We start from the raw sequence: 15636 nt of genomic DNA, 5'->3' as shown, positions 1-15636 counted from the left end.
GCGAGCCGCACGGCGCTGAGCATGCTTGCGCGAAAAGGGGAACGTTATGACGATCGAATTCCCGTTGGTGATCAACGGTAGGTGGCGCGAGGGCGCCGCAAAGCAGGGCCAGGATGTGCTCAATCCGGCGACGGGCGAGAGCATCGGCAAGGTCGCGCATGCCAATTCGACGGATCTCGACGAAGCACTCGATGCCGCCGCTCGCGGCCTCGTCGAGTGGCAAGGGGTTTCACCTTGGCAACGCGGAGCCATACTGAAGAGTGCTGCGGACCACTTGAGATCTGACATCGATTCCATCGCCCGGCTCATCACCGCTGAGCAAGGCAAGCCGCTCGCCGAAGCCAAAGCCGAGGTCACGCGTTCTGCGGAATTCCTGGAATGGGGCGGCGAGCAGGCCCGGCGCATCGCCGGTCGTACCCTTCGCGGTCGGGTCGCCGCCAACCGGATCGAGATAGAAACGCATCCGATCGGCGTCGTAGCCGCCTTCACGCCGTGGAACTTTCCGATGGCTCTGGCGGCCAAAAAATTCGCCGGCGCGCTCGGCGCGGGATGCTCTATCATCTGCAAGCCGTCCGAGGAAACTCCCGGTTCCGTTCTGGCCCTGGCCAAGGCATTGCTGTCTGCCGGCGTACCACCCGCCGCGATTTCGATAGTCTTCGGCAGACCCGAAGAAATTTCGAACTACCTCATCCCTGCGGCCGCTGTCGCCAAGATAACATTCACTGGGTCCATTCCTGTCGGCAAGCAACTAGCAGCCGCGGCCGGGAGGGTCATGAAGCCTGTCACGATGGAATTGGGCGGCCACGCCCCGACTATCGTTTGCGGTGACGTCGATCCGGAGAGAGCCGCGGACATTCTAGCAAGAGCGAAATTCGCCAATTCGGGACAGATATGCCTGTCTCCGACACGCTTTTTCGTGGAGGAGAGCGTCTTCAAACGCTTTACGGCGCGCATGACCGAGCACGCCAAAGCTTGGCGAGTGGGCGACGGATTGGATCCCAAGACACAGATGGGCCCTCTTGCGAACGAGCGGCGGGTCCAAGCGATCTCGCATCTCGTGGAGGACGCCCGCCAACGTGGCGCGAAGATAGCTGCCGGAGGAAATCGTATCGGCAACAGAGGATTCTTCTACGCGCCAACGGTTATGACGGACGTTCCCGAGAACGCCGAAATTCTCCATTCGGAACCTTTTGGCCCAATTGTACCGGTCCTGCCCTTCAAAGATGAGAATGAGATGCTCAAACAAGCCAACGGACTGGAGTTTGGTCTTTCGGCATATCTTTTCTCGAACGACGCCGCACGGCAGCGTCGCTTGACCGATGCACTTCACTTCGGAACGGTGGGCGTGAACGAGTTCGTGACGCACCTGCCCGAGGTCCCTCTGGGAGGTTGGAAAGAAAGTGGATTCGGCACCGAAGGAGGTATCGAGATCTTGTCTCCTTATCAAAAGACAAAGTTCGTCAGCGTCTGGTAAACGACATTGCCTCGACGGGCTTGGCGGCACGTACCGCCGAGCCCGCGATCGGAGAGCGGGGGCCCATTGATGGCCTTTCGACGAGCGTCAGGGCCCGTCGCCGCCACTCGGCAACCATGGCTTACTCGGCATGACGACGGTACTTCCCCCGTCGACGAAAAGCACCTGGCCGGTGATGAACCGCGCTTCGTCCGATGCGAGGAATGCGGCAGCTTCTCCGACATCCCAGCCTTCCCCTTGCCAAAGCATGGGCACCGAGTCATCGCGAGACCTCATCATGTCCTGGATGCCGGCGTGATTCCTTTTGTGAGCGGACTGCACCATCGGCGTCGATAGCAAGCCCGGCGCAATCGCATTGCAACGAACGCCTTTGGCGGCGTACTGAGCCGCCACGCTCATCGTCAGCGCATTCACTCCGCCTTTCGATGCAGCATACGCGATCCAAGGCACGGTAAATCTCACCGCCGCGAAAGACGAGATGTTGACGATCGCGCCCTTCCGCTGTCGCTCCATCACCGGCAGCGCCCATTTGCATGTCAAATACATGCTCTTCAAATTCACCGAGATGATCCGATCGAAGTCATCCTCAGAGCACTCCACCGGCCCTCCCATTTTCGCGATGCCGATGTTGTTATGAAGCACGTCGATCCGCCCGTTAAACGCCAACGACCTTTCGATCGTGCCCTTCACTTCCTCGGATCGAGTTGCGTCGCAAGCAAAAGCGAATGCGGCTCCGCCCTCGCTGCGGATGAGTTCGGCCGTCGCAGTGGCGGCCGCGAAGTCCACGTCTACGCAGGTGACGACAGCGCCATGTCGGGCATAGACCAGGGCGGTAGCCTCCCCGACGCCATAGACCCTGTCGCTCACTTCTCGCAAGCTCCAGCCTTGTCCAGCCTCGTTGGCAGTCCCGGCTCCGAATAGCAGAACATGGCGTCCATCGAGACGAGATCTGCTCCTCGGTGCCGCGAGCGACGGAATATCCATGTTTACGGTCAGACTGTTCGTCCTCCGTCGATCGGGAATTCCACGCCGGTAATGAACTCCGCCTCATCGGAGGCCAGGTAGACAGCAGCAGCCGCGACGTCCGAGGGACGACACAGCCGGCCGAGTGGAATGCTCGCGATAAACTTCTGCCGGTTCTCTGGGGTGTCCGGCATTCCAAGCAAAGGCTCAAGCAAAGGTGTTTCCGCGGCTACCGGGCACAAAGCATTCACGCGAATCTTCCAGGGAGCGAGCTCGACGGCCAGGGAACGGGACATCAAGTTCACCGCACCTTTCGAAGCGTTGTACCAGGTCAATCCTGGTCGTGGACGGATGCCGGCGGTCGAACCTACGTTCAGTATCACGCCGCCTCCGGCGTCCCGCATTTTCGGCACGACGCCCTGCACGAAATGGTAAATCGACTTCACGTTGACGTTGAAAACGCGGTCGAAGGACGCTTCATCCGTCTCCAGCAATGGTTGATTGCGATGCGTGGTGCCGGCATTGTTGATCAGGATCCGGGGCACACCCAATCTTTTCTCCGTCTCTGCGACGACCTCAGCTACGTCCTCGGCTCGGGCGACGTCCGCCGTCACCGCAATTGCCCTCTCGCCGATCTCCGCCGCAACTCTCGTCGCCGCGTCACCGCGAAGATCAGCGACAACGACCAGTGCACCTTCCGCCGCAAATCGCTTTGCAATCGCCTCGCCGAAGCCGCTTCCGCCACCCGTGACGATTGCGATCTTGTCCTTTAGTCTCATCTGGCTTCTCCTACTTGGTCGCCGCTCTACTGCGGCGAAAGAACTCGCGGAAGCACTTTCAAACCTGGGGAACCCGAGCCGATCAGGCTTCCGCTACTTCGCCGCGCTCGATGATGAAGGTCGTCTCAATCAACGATTTCAGGAGATTGGGGCTCGATTCCGTGACAAGGATAGCAACGTCCGGAAGAGCGGAACGTAAGCGCTTGAGTGCATCGACATATCGAAGCGCCAAAGCCGGAGCCAGCCCCTGGAGCGGTTCATCCAGAATGATCGCACGCGTTCCGACCATGAGCGCTCGGCCGAGCGCCACCATCTTTCCTTGGCCACCAGACAGCCCGGCAGCTTTGCGACCGGCCAGATCGCGGAGCTCCGGAAGGAGTTCAAAAGCCGCTTCTAGCCGTCGCTGGCACTCGCGACCTGAAAGACCAAGAACCTGCGCCGGCAACAGCATGTTGTCACGTACCGTAAAGCTACCGAACAAATTGCGCTCCTCCGGAGCGTAGCCAACGCCCAGCGCGCACCTGCGGTGAGCCGGCACGGCGCCGCAATCTATGCCGTCGATAGAGACTTTTCCTTCGCGCAAGGGCGCGAGACCCATCAGCGCCCGCAACGTGGTCGTCTTTCCTGCACCATTCCGACCGATGAGCGCGACCCGCCCGCCGGGCGGTACCGTAAGCGAAACGTGACGTAAGACCCGTGCTCCGCCGATTTCCGCACATATGCCCTCAAGCTGCAGCATGTCCGGCCTCTGTTTCAATCCCGATCACGTCGCGGAGCACGTTGGGATCAGTCAACACAGCGCCGGGCGGCCCGAGCGCCTCGATCTTTCCCTGACTCCAGACAGCGACCCGATCGGCAAAGCGGGAAACGACATCCATGTCATGTTCGACGAACACCGCCGTGACACCCGCGGTCCGCAGAACGCGGACCAGCGTCTCGACGATGCTTATCTTCTCCGACGCCGCGACACCGCTGGTCGGCTCGTCCATCAAGATGAGCCGAGGCTTCAGCGCGACCGCCATGGCGATGTCTGTGAGCTTCCTCGCCCCCTCGTTCAGCGTGTCGGCCCGCCGCTCCGCGATGTCCGAAAGATCGAATTGCGCTAGAATATTGTCGGCCTCTGCGTGCCAAGCGGATCGCATCAACGGTCGGAGCGGAGACCAAAGGCCCTCGCGGGCGGCAATCGCAAGCGCAACGTTCTCCGCCACGGTGTGCTCCAGAAAGAGCTGGGGCAGTTGAAAGGACCGCGCAATACCGAGGCGAACGAGACGGCGTGGCGCTAGGCCGAGAAGCGGCTGCCCGTCATAGTGGATTTCGCCTGCTTGCGGCGTGAGATAGCCGGTCACCATGTTGATGAACGTCGTTTTTCCGGCACCATTTGGGCCGATGATGGCGAGAAACTCGCCGTTCCGAACGTCCAGGTCGATGCCGTCAGCGGCTTTGACGCCGCCGAAGGCAAGTTTCAAACCTTTTGCAGAGAGCAGAATCATGCTTGGCGCCCCCGTACGACGAGCGCCCGACCGATTCCCCAAAGACCGCCCGGCGCAAAAAGTATGACGAGCAGGAGCACCGTCCCGAGAATCATCTGCCAGGCGTCCGCCATCAGGGCCGCCGCATAGGTCCGCGTCAGTTCGTAGGCTAGTGCCCCGAGAAACGGTCCGAAGACACTCCCTGCTCCGCCAAGAATGGCGATGAAAACCAATTCTCCCGATGCCGTCCAATAAGCCAACGCCGGCGTGACGTGGCGCGTCGACAACGCGATCAGGGCACCACCGCAACCTGCCATAAGCGCCGAAAGAACATAGGCGGACAAAAGTACGCGTCGCGCAGGAACACCCATGAACTCCAGACGGGCCTCGCGTGTCTTCAGCGCCGATAGAGCGCTCCCCATTGGAGACAGGAGGTAGAGCCGCACGAAGGCGCCGAAGCCAATCGCGAGCACCAAAGCGATGATCAGAAGCGCCCACGACTGCTGATCCGGAGAAAGTACGGCTCCCGCAAAGCTGGTGACGGGCACACGGATTCCGTCGCCGCCGCGCGTCACCTCGTAGAACTTGTCGAGCATCGAGTAGAAGACCATGCTGAGTGCCAAGTTCAGCATTCCGAAGAAGATCGCGCGGTAACGAGAGACGAAGAGCCCGACCAACAGTCCGATTGATGCGGCTACGATTGCGGCCAGCGGAAGAAGAAGGAGCAGCTCCGGAATGCGGCCTGCCATAAACGCCACGACATAAGCGGCGAGCGAAAGATAAAGCGCATGGCCGAAGCTCACCTGTCCCGCACGCAGGAGCAGCAGAATACCAAGGACGGCCAGGCCTTTCGCAATCGCGATCGTCATCACAAACCTTAGCCAAGGCACAGCCCAGGACAGCGCCAGGACGAACGCCGTCGCGAGGAGCGTAAGAACGAGATCAGCGTAACGGCTCATATGCGTCGGGTCTCCGGGACGGCGAACAAGCCCTGCGGACGAACCAACAGCACCGACACCATGATGAAGTAAGGCACGACCACTTCGAATTCAGGGGCGAAATAAACGGCAAGCGAGCGGCCGAGCCCGATCATAAGCGCGGTAAGAGCCGCGCCCTCGATCTGCCCAAGACCTGCGGTCGCAACCACCGCGAATGACAGGACGATGGTCGATGCACCGATGCCGGGCACGAGCGAGGTGGTAGGCGACGCGAGCGCCCCGCCCAAGGCAGCGAGCGCGGCCCCTGCCGTGAAGGTCAAAAGCATCACCCTCCCGGCATTGATGCCCATCGCCCGCGCGGCTTCCCGATCGACCGTTACGGCAACGATCATTCGACCCGCGAGCGTGCGACGCAGGAACCAAGCGAGGCCGATTAGCGTCACGAGAGCCACGCCGGGCAATAGAAAAAGTTGATAGGCCGTGAAAGGTATCGCGTCTCCGCCAAAGGGGACGTCGATCGTGCCCAGCAATTTGACTGGTGCGTCGGAGACGACCGGCTGCACCCCCCAGACAAGCTTCTGAAGATCTTCGAGGATCATGAAGAGGGCGAAGGTGACGAGAAGTTGAAGGACCTCCTCTTGTCCCGACACGCTCCGCAGCAAGCGTTCTATGGGAGGCCCAAGTATCGCGCCGACGATCGCGGACGAAACCACGAGCGACGGTATCGAGAGCCAAGGCGGCATACCCCGAGCGATCAGAAATAGGCTCAGAGACGCCGCAGCATAGCCCCCGATCGCATATAGGCTTCCATGCGCGACGTTGAGCACGCGCATGACCCCGAAGACGAGATTCAGTCCGACCGCGACCATAAATACCGCCGCCGCGTAGGATAATCCGTCCAGCATCGCCAGACCGAGCAACATCCCGTTGTCACCGAACCAACCCATGATCGAGTCAGCCCCTCGATGTCACGGGCTGCGGGACCCGAGAAAGAATTTCCGGCTCGAGCGTTTTCAACCATTCGAAGCTCGACTTTCCGACGGGCGTCGTGACCATCTCGCCCGGAAAAACGACCATGTCGGCCAGGGTCGGGAACGAGTATTTTGGATCCGAGACCGTCGTTCCGACCAACATGTTCGCGAGGCCCTGACCATCCTCGCGTATCTTCACCGGGCTTGTCAGCGAGGGAAACTGAAGGCCCTTGAATGCCGCGGCAAGTTCGGCATCCGTCGGCCAGACGCCGCCCTTGGTCGCCAGCGCCTTTTCGTAAGCGGCCTTCATCGCGAACACGGCCTGGGCCATGTGGAAGCACGGATAGATCGGGTAGACGCCAGTTCGCTTCCGGAAGCTCTCCGTGAACGCAGCCAAGCGTTTCGGATCTTCGGGCGAGGGATGTAGAAACCAGTGATCGCCTCGGGCGCCGATGATGTGGCCCGGCGGCAGGCTTTTGCCGACGCGCTCGAGCGACGATTCCCCCAGGGGCAGTACGAAGAGGGATCGCTCGAGAAGCTTTCGATCGGCCGCTTGGCGGATGAATGTGTCGAGATCCCCCCCCCATGAGGCGTTGAACACCACATCCGGCTTGGTCGCGAGGAGACGGGTCACTTCGCTAGAATAATCCGTCGCGCCAAAACGGGGAAACATCTCGGCGACCACGCGAACGCCCGGCTTCAGCCTCTCGACGACCGTTTTGAACATCGTCCAGCTGTCCCGGCCCCACACGTAGTCTTGATTGACTACCGCGACGGTCGAGAAATTCGGCTTGTACTTGAGAAGATAGAGAACGGGCGCCAGCACCTCGGGGGTACTGTTGCCGATGGTTCGGAACACGTAATCGTAGTGCGCTTCTTCGAAAATGCGTTGAGTGCTGCAATCCCAAAGAAGCGTGGGGCGCTTCATCTCTTCCGCAATCGGCGCGCAGGCAAGACAGTCCGCGGACGAGATCGCCGCGAACATCAGATCGACTTTTTCGCTTTGCACGAGACGACGATACTCGGCGACGAAATGATCGACGCCAGGCCCCTCGTCGAAAAAGATCGGGCGGAGCTTTACACCGGCAATGCCTCCCGCTGCGTTCAGCTCTTCGATAAGCAGTTCCGCGGCTTGCCTCGCCGGGACGCCGAAGACGCTCGCTGGTCCGGACAAATACGTTGCTATGCCGACCTTGATCTCGTCCGGCTTCGCAGCTTGCGCCTGCACACGGCGCCCGGACAACGCCAGCGCCCCGACTCCAAGTGCGGCGAGCGCGGCTCGCCGGGTCAGGATGTCAGATCTCGTTTCATCCTTGGTCGACATTTTATTTCCTCCCTTTCGTGAGCTTCCGCGGACGTCTTCAGCGTCCTTGATCAGACCCCCCATCTCAAACGGCCGAGATGCGTATTCTAAAAGAGAATATTTCTTCTAAAGAAGACTTAGCAGGAATGAATGGCCGAGGGAAGCTTAAATTTGTCGGCCGGGATGCGGCGAGGATCGCCTGTCGTCGCCGCCGGTGAATGCATCAGACCTTTGAAGAAGGCGCGCTTCGCACGCCTGTCATCCGAACCGGATCGACGATCCGGTCGTACTCGTCGCCCGACAGAAACTCCAAGGAGATTGCCGCCTGCCGAGGCGTGACGCCATCCGCCAACGCTCGTGCGGTGATTTCGGCAACCTTGTCGTATCCCAAGACAGGGTTCAGACTCGTTGCCAGGAGGAGCGCATTGGACACATTGGCTGCGAGACGCTCTCGATCGACCGTCAATCCGCGCACTAGGCGGATAGCCAGCATGCGCGAGCTATCGGACAATACGCGAATCGATTGCAGCAAATTATAGATAAGCACAGGCTTTGCGACGTTCAGCTCAAAATTGCCCGACGCACCCGCTGCGGTGATGGTGGCATGATTGCCCATCGCTTGGAAGGCCGTCTGCACGACCACCTCGCCGATCGTGGGGTTCCGTTTTCCCGGCATGATCGACGACGTCAGGCCATCGTGCGGCACGATAAGCTCTCCAAGACCGCAGCGAGGGCCAGACCCCAGAAACCTGATGTCGTTTGCGATCTTGACCAGAGTGACGGCAAGCGTGTTCAACGTACCGGAAACTTCGACCAAGGTGTCGTGCGCGCCCATACCTTCGAACTTGCTCGGATTGGGAGCAAACGTTAGCCCGCACAACGAGTTCAGTTCATCGCAAAACACGACATCGAAATCGGCCGGTGCATTTAGACCGGACCCGACCGCCGTGCCGCCCTGCGACAGCCTATGCAGACGCGGTCTGGCATCCTCAATTCGCGCCAGGCAGTTGTCCACTTGTCGCCAGAACGCCTCGAAGGCCTGGCCCATCGTCATCGGCACGGCATCCATGAGATGGGTACGACCTATCTTCACGACATCCGAAAACATCTCGGCCTTCGACGCAAGTTCATCGCGCAATGCCCAGACGGCCGGGAGCAGGCGATCGCGTATCTCCAAGGCGACGGCGATATGCATGACGGTGGGGAAGCTGTCGTTGGACGATTGCGAGCAATTGACGTGATCGTTGGGATGAACCGGTTTCTTCCCCCCAAGCGGTTGCCCGAGCATCTCATTGGCTCGATTGGAGATGACCTCATTGACGTTCATATTGGTCTGCGTCCCGGAACCCGTTTGCCAGACCGTCAGAGGAAAATGATCATCGAACCTCCCCTCCCGGATCTCCAACGCAGCCAGTTCGATCGTCTTTGCCAATTCTTCATCTAGTGCCCCGAGCCGACTATTCGCCCGGGCGGCCGCGATCTTTTGGAGTGCGAAGGCGTGGAAAAGGCAGGCCGGAAAGCGCTCTTCTCCGACGTCGAATACCGCGAGCGCCCGCTGCGTCTGGGCGCCCCAATAGCGGTTGGACGGGACCTCGACCGCGCCGAATGCGTCCTGCTCGAGCCTTGACTTGTTCACCTCAGTCGCCTCCAACGAGCTCATTGCCACCATTGCTTCGGCCTAGGCCGCCGGACCGCTTCTCATTTGCACCGGCGCCCTTCCAAGCGGTCTCGTCGAATTCTCCAGCCAATTTGGCGACCACCACAGTCGCCACCGTGTTGCCGATGACGTTGCAGGTCGACAGCGCGATGGAGAGAAAGCGATAGACGCCGAAGATCAGCGCGAGACCGTCCACCGGGAGAATTCCGGATGCCGTCACCGTCGCGGCGAAGACGACAAAGGAGCCGCCAGAGACCGTGGCTGCGCCCTTCGACGTCAGCAGCATAATTGCAAGAATGCCGATCTCCTGTTCCCACGAGAGCGACACGCCATAGGCGTTGGCGAGAAAGATCACGCCCGTCGACATAAAAAGCGAAGTGCCGTCGAGGTTGAAGGCATATCCGGTCGGCAGCACCAGCCCGACGGTCTGCTTCGAAGCGCCATAGGCGGGCAGTTTTTCCAAGAGGCGCGGCAGCACGCTTTCGGAGGAAGCGGTACCGAGCATGATGATGATCTCTTCCCGGATATAACGCAGCAGATGGAAGATATTGATGCGGAACAGGGCGCAGACGGCGCCGAGCACGACGACGATGAACAGGATCACCAGCGCGTAGAACGTCAGCACGAAGTAAGCGAGCGAAATCAGCACGGCCGTCCCGTTCGAGCCGACCGCATAGGCGACGGCGCCGAACGTTCCGATCGGTGCCAACGCCATGATGATGTGAATGAACTCGAAGAACGCGGTAGACATCGTGTTCAATCCGCTCTCGACCGGCGCGCGCTTCTGCGGCGAAAGCGCCATCAGACCGAAGCCGAAGATCAGGGCGATGACGAGCACCTGAAGCAATTCGCCGCGCGCGAAGGCGCCGATGAAATTGTCCGGAAAGACGTTGATCAGAAATTGGTCGAACGTGGTGTGCGAGGCGGCCGCTGCCTTGGTCGCGGCTTCCGCGCCCTTGGTGGCGGCAGCCGGAGCTGCAATATGATCCAGATTCCTGCCGACACCGACGAGGTTGCCGAACAGCAGGCCAAGCGCCAGCGCAATCGTCGAGACGACCTCGAAATAGACCATGGCGATGAGCCCGACCTTGCCGACCCGCTTGATGTCGCCGGCCGCAACGATACCGACGGCGACCGTCAGGAATACCAGCGGTGCGACCGCTGTCTTGATCAGCCGCAGGAAGATATCGCCGAGGATCTTCAGCGACGCGCCGAACTCGGGCCAAACGAGGCCCACGGCAATTCCCAGAACCATGCTGACCGCAACTTGCAGGCCGAGGTTCTTCCATAGGGCTTTCCGCGCCGGCTTGGCGGACCGTTGGAGCACAACGTCGTCGCGCGGTGTTGTCGCTATCGTGGCCATTATTTCCTCCGAGGATCGTCAATCGTTGTTGACTGCGCTCTCCGGCGCATTTGGGGAGTTCGCGTGCCGTGCACCTGCGCCGGTCACCGGGCTCCGGCGGCTGAAATCTGGAGAACGCGATCGACCATCGGACCGCAGAGGCCGAGATAGTTGGCGGGATCACAGTGACGCCGAATCATGTCCTCGCCTCCAAGGGCTTCGGTGATCTCGGGCACGCCGGCGAGAATGTCGGCAAGCTGGCCGCCGCCTTCGATCGCCTTGCGACAGGCGTCGTACACGACATCGTGGGCCCTCTGCCGGCCGAGCTTCGGCGCCGCCGCCATCATCACCGCCTCCGCCACGATCAGACCGCGGGTGAGATCGAGGTTTTGCAGCATCCGATGCTCGTGCACGACGAGCCCGGCCAGCATGAATTTGGCGTTGGCCAGTGACGCGGCGGTCAGCAGGAAGCTTTCCGGCAGCGACACCCATTCCAGATGCCATGGGCCGGTGGCGCGTTCGAAATCGTGGATCATGCCGTCGAGCATAGCGGCGACGTGCTGGCGCACGGACTTTGCCGCGGCGAGCATCAGCTCGCTGGAGATCGGATTGCGCTTCTGCGGCATTGTCGACGATGCACCACGCCCATGCACAAACGGTTCTGAGACCTCGCCGAACTCCGACGCCGACATCAGCATCACGTCGGTCGCGATCTTGCCCAAGGTACCGGTGATCAGACCGAGCAATGTCACCGACTCTGCGATGCCGTCGCGAGCGACATGCCAGGTGATCGACGGCTGATGCAGTCCGAGTTCTTCGCAGAACAGCTTTTGCATCTCGAGGCCGCCGTCGCCGACGGAAGCGAGCGTGCCTGCGGCGCCTGAGAATTCGCCGACGAGGATGCGCGGAAGCGCTTGATCGACGCGCTCGATATGACGGTCGATCGAGGATAGCCAGACCGCGGCCTTGTAACCGAACGTTACCGGGAGCGCCTGCTGCAAATGGGTACGCCCGGCCATCGGCGTGTTGCGATACTTGTGCGCCATCACAGCCAGGATGTCGCGGACCTCTCGCAGGTCGCGCGCCACGACCTGCAATGCCGCGCGGATCTGTAGGACGTTGGCGGTATCCATGATGTCTTGGGTCGTCGCGCCCCAATGCACGAAGCGACCGGCTTCGCCCGCAGCTTCCGCCAGCTGATGCACGAGCGGGAGGATCGGATAGCCGACGATCTCGGTCTCGCGGCGCAGCTTTTCGAAGTCGATCTGGATGGAACGCGCTGCGGCTGCAATCGCCTCGGCTGCAGCTTTGGGTACCATCCCGATGCGCGCCTGAGCACGGGCCAGTGCGACTTCAGCCTCGATATAGCGACCCACTAACCCGTCATCGGCGAAGATCGCACGCATTTCGGATGTTCCGAACATGTCGCGAAATAGGCCCGAGTCAAACACCGTACTTCCCATCCCACTACCCTACTCAGTTATGTTCGTACATATTAATATGTCCGAACATAATTCGGGGGTCAATCCCTTGACGCCGGCCAGCCAGGCTTCCATGAGGACTCTTTAAGGAGGATTTCGGTGGTAACCCGTTACGCCTACGTGGCTCGCGCTCTAATGCAGGCGATCGCCGACGGGCGCCATCCCGTCGGTTCGTTGCTGCCCAACGAGTTCGAGCTCGCCGAGCAGTTCACCGTCAGCCGATCAACGATCCGGGCGGCGATGCGGGAGTTGCAGGCATCGGGGATCGTGAGCCGAAAAAGAAACGCCGGCACTAGGGTCGAAGCGGTTGCGCCCTTGCAGAGCGGTGGCGGCTTTTCGCAATCGCTCGGTTCTATCGAAGCGGTCCAGCAATTCGGCGTCGAGACCGAACGCCACGTTCAGCGGGTCGCCGAGGTCGTGACCGATGAACAGCTCGCTCGCGCTCTGGGCTGCCAGCCCGGGCGTCGCTGGTTGCGGATTTCAAGCTTGCGCATGATTCCGGGAGATGCAACGAAGACGCCCATCTGCTGGACCGATGTCTATGTCGACGGTACTTTCGCCGGCGAGGTCCGGACGCGAATGGACAGCCATCGCGATATCTTCGGAACACTGGTAGAAAAGATATCAGGACGCCGCTTTGTCGAGATCCGTCAGGACATCAGCGCGGTCGGCGTATCGGCGGATCTAGCTTCGCCCTTGAAGGCATTGCCGGGCGCCTACGCTCTTTCGATTCGACGCCAGTATCTTTTCAGTTCGAACGAGATGGCAGAAGTCTCGCTCAGCATACATCCGGCGGATCGCTACAGCTATTCTATGCGACTCACGCGGCAGCAAGTGGAAATCACCTAGGCATTCTCGATCAGGAATCCAACCGTCGGGGCCCGAGCATCGGAGGCCATCGGATCTGGATTTTCAGCTTCAGGACGCATTTCGCAAGCCGCTGACGAAACTGTTTATCTTCCCGGACAGCGCAGACGACTGGTGCGTTAGATCGCGCGAAATGTCGAAGACCGAGCGTGCTGCTGCCCCGGTTTCCCTGGCTCCCTCCGTCACATCGACGATACTCCTCGTGACGGCCTCGGTCCGGCCTGCTGCTTCCATGATATTGCGCCCGATCTCGCTCGTTGCCGCGGTCTGCTCTTCCACCGCAGCACTAATCGAGATCGCGACCTCGTTCACTTCGTTGATCACGTCGCGCAATTCATGAAGCGCGCCAGCCGTATCCGAAGCCGCGCCCTGCATGGTCGAGATCTGATCCGAAATCCGTTGCGTGGCCTGAGCGGTCTGGGTCGCTAGTCCTTTCACTTCCGACGCGACAATCGCAAATCCCCTCCCCGCCTCGCCAGCACGCGCGGCCTCGATAGTGGCGTTCAAGGCCAACAGGTTCGTCTGACTGGCGATCGTCGCGATCAGTTTGACGACTTCGCCGATCTCGAGTCCAGCCGCCTCCAGCGTCTGCACCGTGGCGCCCGAACGTTCCGACGCGAGGACCGCGCGTCCCACGACGGTTTGCGCAAGATTGGCCTGGCGCGAGATCTCCTGGATGGAAGTTCTCAGTTCCTCCGAGGCGGATGCGACGATCGTTACGTTCGTCGAAGCCTCTCTCATATCGGAAGCGACAGTCGTCGTTTTGGCTTCGGTAACTTCGGCTATCGCCGTCATCTTCTCCGACGAGCCTCCCATCTGCAGAATTCCGGCGGCCACAGCGTCGACGACGGCCTTAACGTCAGCCTCGAAAGCACCCGCCAGTCGCATTAGTTCTTGCCGCCTTTCATCGGCGAAGGCCGCTCTCTCGGTTTCCTTGGATTCGTGAAGAGACCTGTTCTCGATGGCGTTCCTTCGAAACACTTCGACGGCTGAGGCCATTTCTCCGATCTCGTCGCGGCGATCGGTTTCGACCAATTCGACGTCGGTCTCGCCAGCCGCGATGGTCCGCATGGTCTTCGAAAGCGACGACAGTGCGTTACCGATATTACGGCTGATCAGGTAGGTGAGGACAAGGCTGACCGCGAGCAAACTGGCAACCGTTATCGCCAGCGTCTTTCCAGTCTCCCAGAAGGCCGCCTTGATATCGTCGATGTAGTCACCCGTCCCTATGAAGATATCCCAGGGCGCGAACGCCTTGACGTAAGTCAGCTTGCTTACGACACCGTCGACGCCAGGCTTTGGCCACATGTACTCCACGATGGCCTCACCCTTGTCGCGCACCCCATCGCGCATCAAACGAACGGGTCGCACGCCGTTCTCATCCACCACGTCCAGGATATTTTTGCCCACGAGCGCCGGATTTCCTCCGTTCGCCACGGAAACTCCCTCCATCGAGGACGCGAACGTATAGACCTGCCCGTCGCGATACATCATCGTATGAAGGCGTTTTCGCAGATCCTCGATGGCTTGTTCCTTGGACAACTTGCCGTCCGCCACATCCCGATCGAGAGACCTCGCCAGACCGATGCCCATATCTGTAGCAGCCTTGATCTCCGCTATGCGGTCGCTTCGCATCCTCAAGTAAGAAAGTTGGAGCGCGATACCGATCGAAACGCCAAGCGACAAGATCATCACCGAGATGAGGCAAAGCAGCTTCGCACGAATGGACAACCTATCGAGAAGCATGCATCCCCCGGTAATTCGTGATTTGAAGATCATCACTGCGATAAAATTAGTAGAGCGATTCTCCTAAAGAAGAATAAATATGTAGCCGGTTAGCCGTTTTCGGGCGACCTTCCAATTAATCCGGCAAAGCGCCCGATCGATAGCAAGGTGTTCGGCAACTTCTTCAAAACCCGGTCTTCCTGCCGAGGTCGTGTACATGCGGTGCTGCACCGCCCGGTAGGCGCCGACGGAGCAGGAGGCACGGTCCCGAACGACCGCGAACCAGCCGTCGGCATAGATCTCCGAAGCGGCGGGCGATCCTTCTCTCCGACGAGAGCATGCGCCGTCCCCGTCTTCGTTCAATACTACCGACACAAACGTCCTTCTGGACTCGATCATGCTGCCGCTTCGACTCGCCCCTTCGCCTTGGTGGCCTTCATGTCCTTTGCAGGCGGCAGACCGAACAATCGACCGTACTCGCGCGTGAACTGCTGTACGCTCTCGTATCCGACGGCGTGAGCCGCGGTACTGATCATCGCCCCCTCCGAGAGCATCATGCGTCTCGCCTCGATGAGACGTAGCTGCTTCTGAAACTGCAAAGGCGTCAGCGACGTGATCGACCGGAAGTGTTCATGGAATGAAGATGGACTCATGCCGGCAGCATCCG

The 15636-nt window shown here is 60.3% G+C and carries 14 protein-coding genes; 2 read left to right on the top strand and 12 right to left on the bottom strand.

Going from position 1 to position 15636, the window contains the following annotated elements; genetic code table 11:
- Positions 1–46: 46 nt before the first annotated feature.
- A complete protein-coding gene (locus tag UNPF46_RS04510; protein WP_142249190.1) occupies positions 47–1474 on the top strand; it encodes an NAD-dependent succinate-semialdehyde dehydrogenase in 1428 nt (475 codons plus the stop codon).
- Positions 1475–1561: 87 nt separating this feature from the next.
- Here UNPF46_RS04510 and UNPF46_RS04505 read toward each other — a convergent pair whose 3' ends face one another.
- The 10 genes from UNPF46_RS04505 to UNPF46_RS04460 form a co-directional block, all read right to left on the bottom strand.
- Positions 1562–2341: an SDR family NAD(P)-dependent oxidoreductase gene (locus UNPF46_RS04505; protein ID WP_246668592.1), complete on the bottom strand. Its 780-nt coding sequence runs from the start codon at positions 2339–2341 to the stop codon at positions 1562–1564.
- A gap of 125 nt (positions 2342–2466) precedes the next feature.
- Positions 2467–3216, bottom strand: a complete 750-nt coding sequence (locus UNPF46_RS04500) for an SDR family oxidoreductase (protein WP_142249188.1) — start codon at positions 3214–3216, stop codon at positions 2467–2469.
- 82 nt (positions 3217–3298) lie between these two features.
- Positions 3299–3955, bottom strand: a complete 657-nt coding sequence (locus tag UNPF46_RS04495; RefSeq protein ID WP_142249187.1) for an ABC transporter ATP-binding protein — start codon at positions 3953–3955, stop codon at positions 3299–3301.
- Positions 3942–4706 carry an ABC transporter ATP-binding protein gene (locus tag UNPF46_RS04490; RefSeq protein WP_142249186.1) on the bottom strand — a complete coding sequence of 255 codons (765 nt, stop codon included), beginning with the start codon at positions 4704–4706 and terminating at the stop codon, positions 3942–3944. The genes UNPF46_RS04495 and UNPF46_RS04490 overlap by 14 nt, the downstream gene beginning before the upstream one ends.
- Complete coding sequence (locus tag UNPF46_RS04485; protein ID WP_142249185.1) at positions 4703–5644, bottom strand: branched-chain amino acid ABC transporter permease; 942 nt, start codon at positions 5642–5644, stop codon at positions 4703–4705. The genes UNPF46_RS04490 and UNPF46_RS04485 overlap by 4 nt, the downstream gene beginning before the upstream one ends.
- A complete protein-coding gene (locus UNPF46_RS04480) occupies positions 5641–6570 on the bottom strand; it encodes a branched-chain amino acid ABC transporter permease (protein ID WP_142249184.1) in 930 nt (309 codons plus the stop codon). Before UNPF46_RS04480 ends, UNPF46_RS04485 begins: the two co-directional genes overlap by 4 nt.
- A gap of 7 nt (positions 6571–6577) precedes the next feature.
- Positions 6578–7918, bottom strand: a complete 1341-nt coding sequence (locus UNPF46_RS04475) for an ABC transporter substrate-binding protein (RefSeq protein ID WP_142249183.1) — start codon at positions 7916–7918, stop codon at positions 6578–6580.
- A 202-nt stretch (positions 7919–8120) separates the two neighbouring features.
- On the bottom strand, positions 8121–9533 hold the full coding sequence (locus UNPF46_RS04470; protein WP_142249182.1) for a class II fumarate hydratase: 1413 nt from the start codon (positions 9531–9533) through the stop codon (positions 8121–8123).
- 1 nt (position 9534) lies between these two features.
- Positions 9535–10917, bottom strand: coding sequence for a cation:dicarboxylate symporter family transporter (locus tag UNPF46_RS04465; RefSeq protein ID WP_142249181.1), 1383 nt, complete (start codon positions 10915–10917; stop codon positions 9535–9537).
- Positions 10918–11000: 83 nt separating this feature from the next.
- A complete protein-coding gene (locus tag UNPF46_RS04460) occupies positions 11001–12359 on the bottom strand; it encodes a class-II fumarase/aspartase family protein (protein ID WP_142249180.1) in 1359 nt (452 codons plus the stop codon).
- 117 nt (positions 12360–12476) lie between these two features.
- Between UNPF46_RS04460 and UNPF46_RS04455 the strand changes: the two genes are divergently transcribed.
- A complete protein-coding gene (locus UNPF46_RS04455; RefSeq protein WP_100177097.1) occupies positions 12477–13226 on the top strand; it encodes a GntR family transcriptional regulator in 750 nt (249 codons plus the stop codon).
- Positions 13227–13295: 69 nt separating this feature from the next.
- Here the strand turns inward: UNPF46_RS04455 and UNPF46_RS04450 are convergent, their stop codons facing one another.
- Together UNPF46_RS04450 and UNPF46_RS04445 are read right to left on the bottom strand one after the other, a co-directional pair.
- Positions 13296–14990 carry a methyl-accepting chemotaxis protein gene (locus UNPF46_RS04450; RefSeq protein ID WP_181769774.1) on the bottom strand — a complete coding sequence of 565 codons (1695 nt, stop codon included), beginning with the start codon at positions 14988–14990 and terminating at the stop codon, positions 13296–13298.
- Between the two features lie 374 nt (positions 14991–15364).
- The coding region (locus tag UNPF46_RS04445) for a helix-turn-helix domain-containing protein (protein WP_142249178.1) at positions 15365–15636 on the bottom strand (272 nt) is incomplete at its 5' end.

Origin of the sequence: Bradyrhizobium sp. UNPF46 (assembly GCF_006658625.1) — a bacterium.
In the GTDB taxonomy this organism is placed as follows: domain Bacteria; phylum Pseudomonadota; class Alphaproteobacteria; order Rhizobiales; family Xanthobacteraceae; genus Bradyrhizobium; species Bradyrhizobium nitroreducens.
The sequence above is the reverse complement of the archived record's forward strand: the minus strand, read 5'-3'. Positions and strand labels throughout refer to the sequence as shown.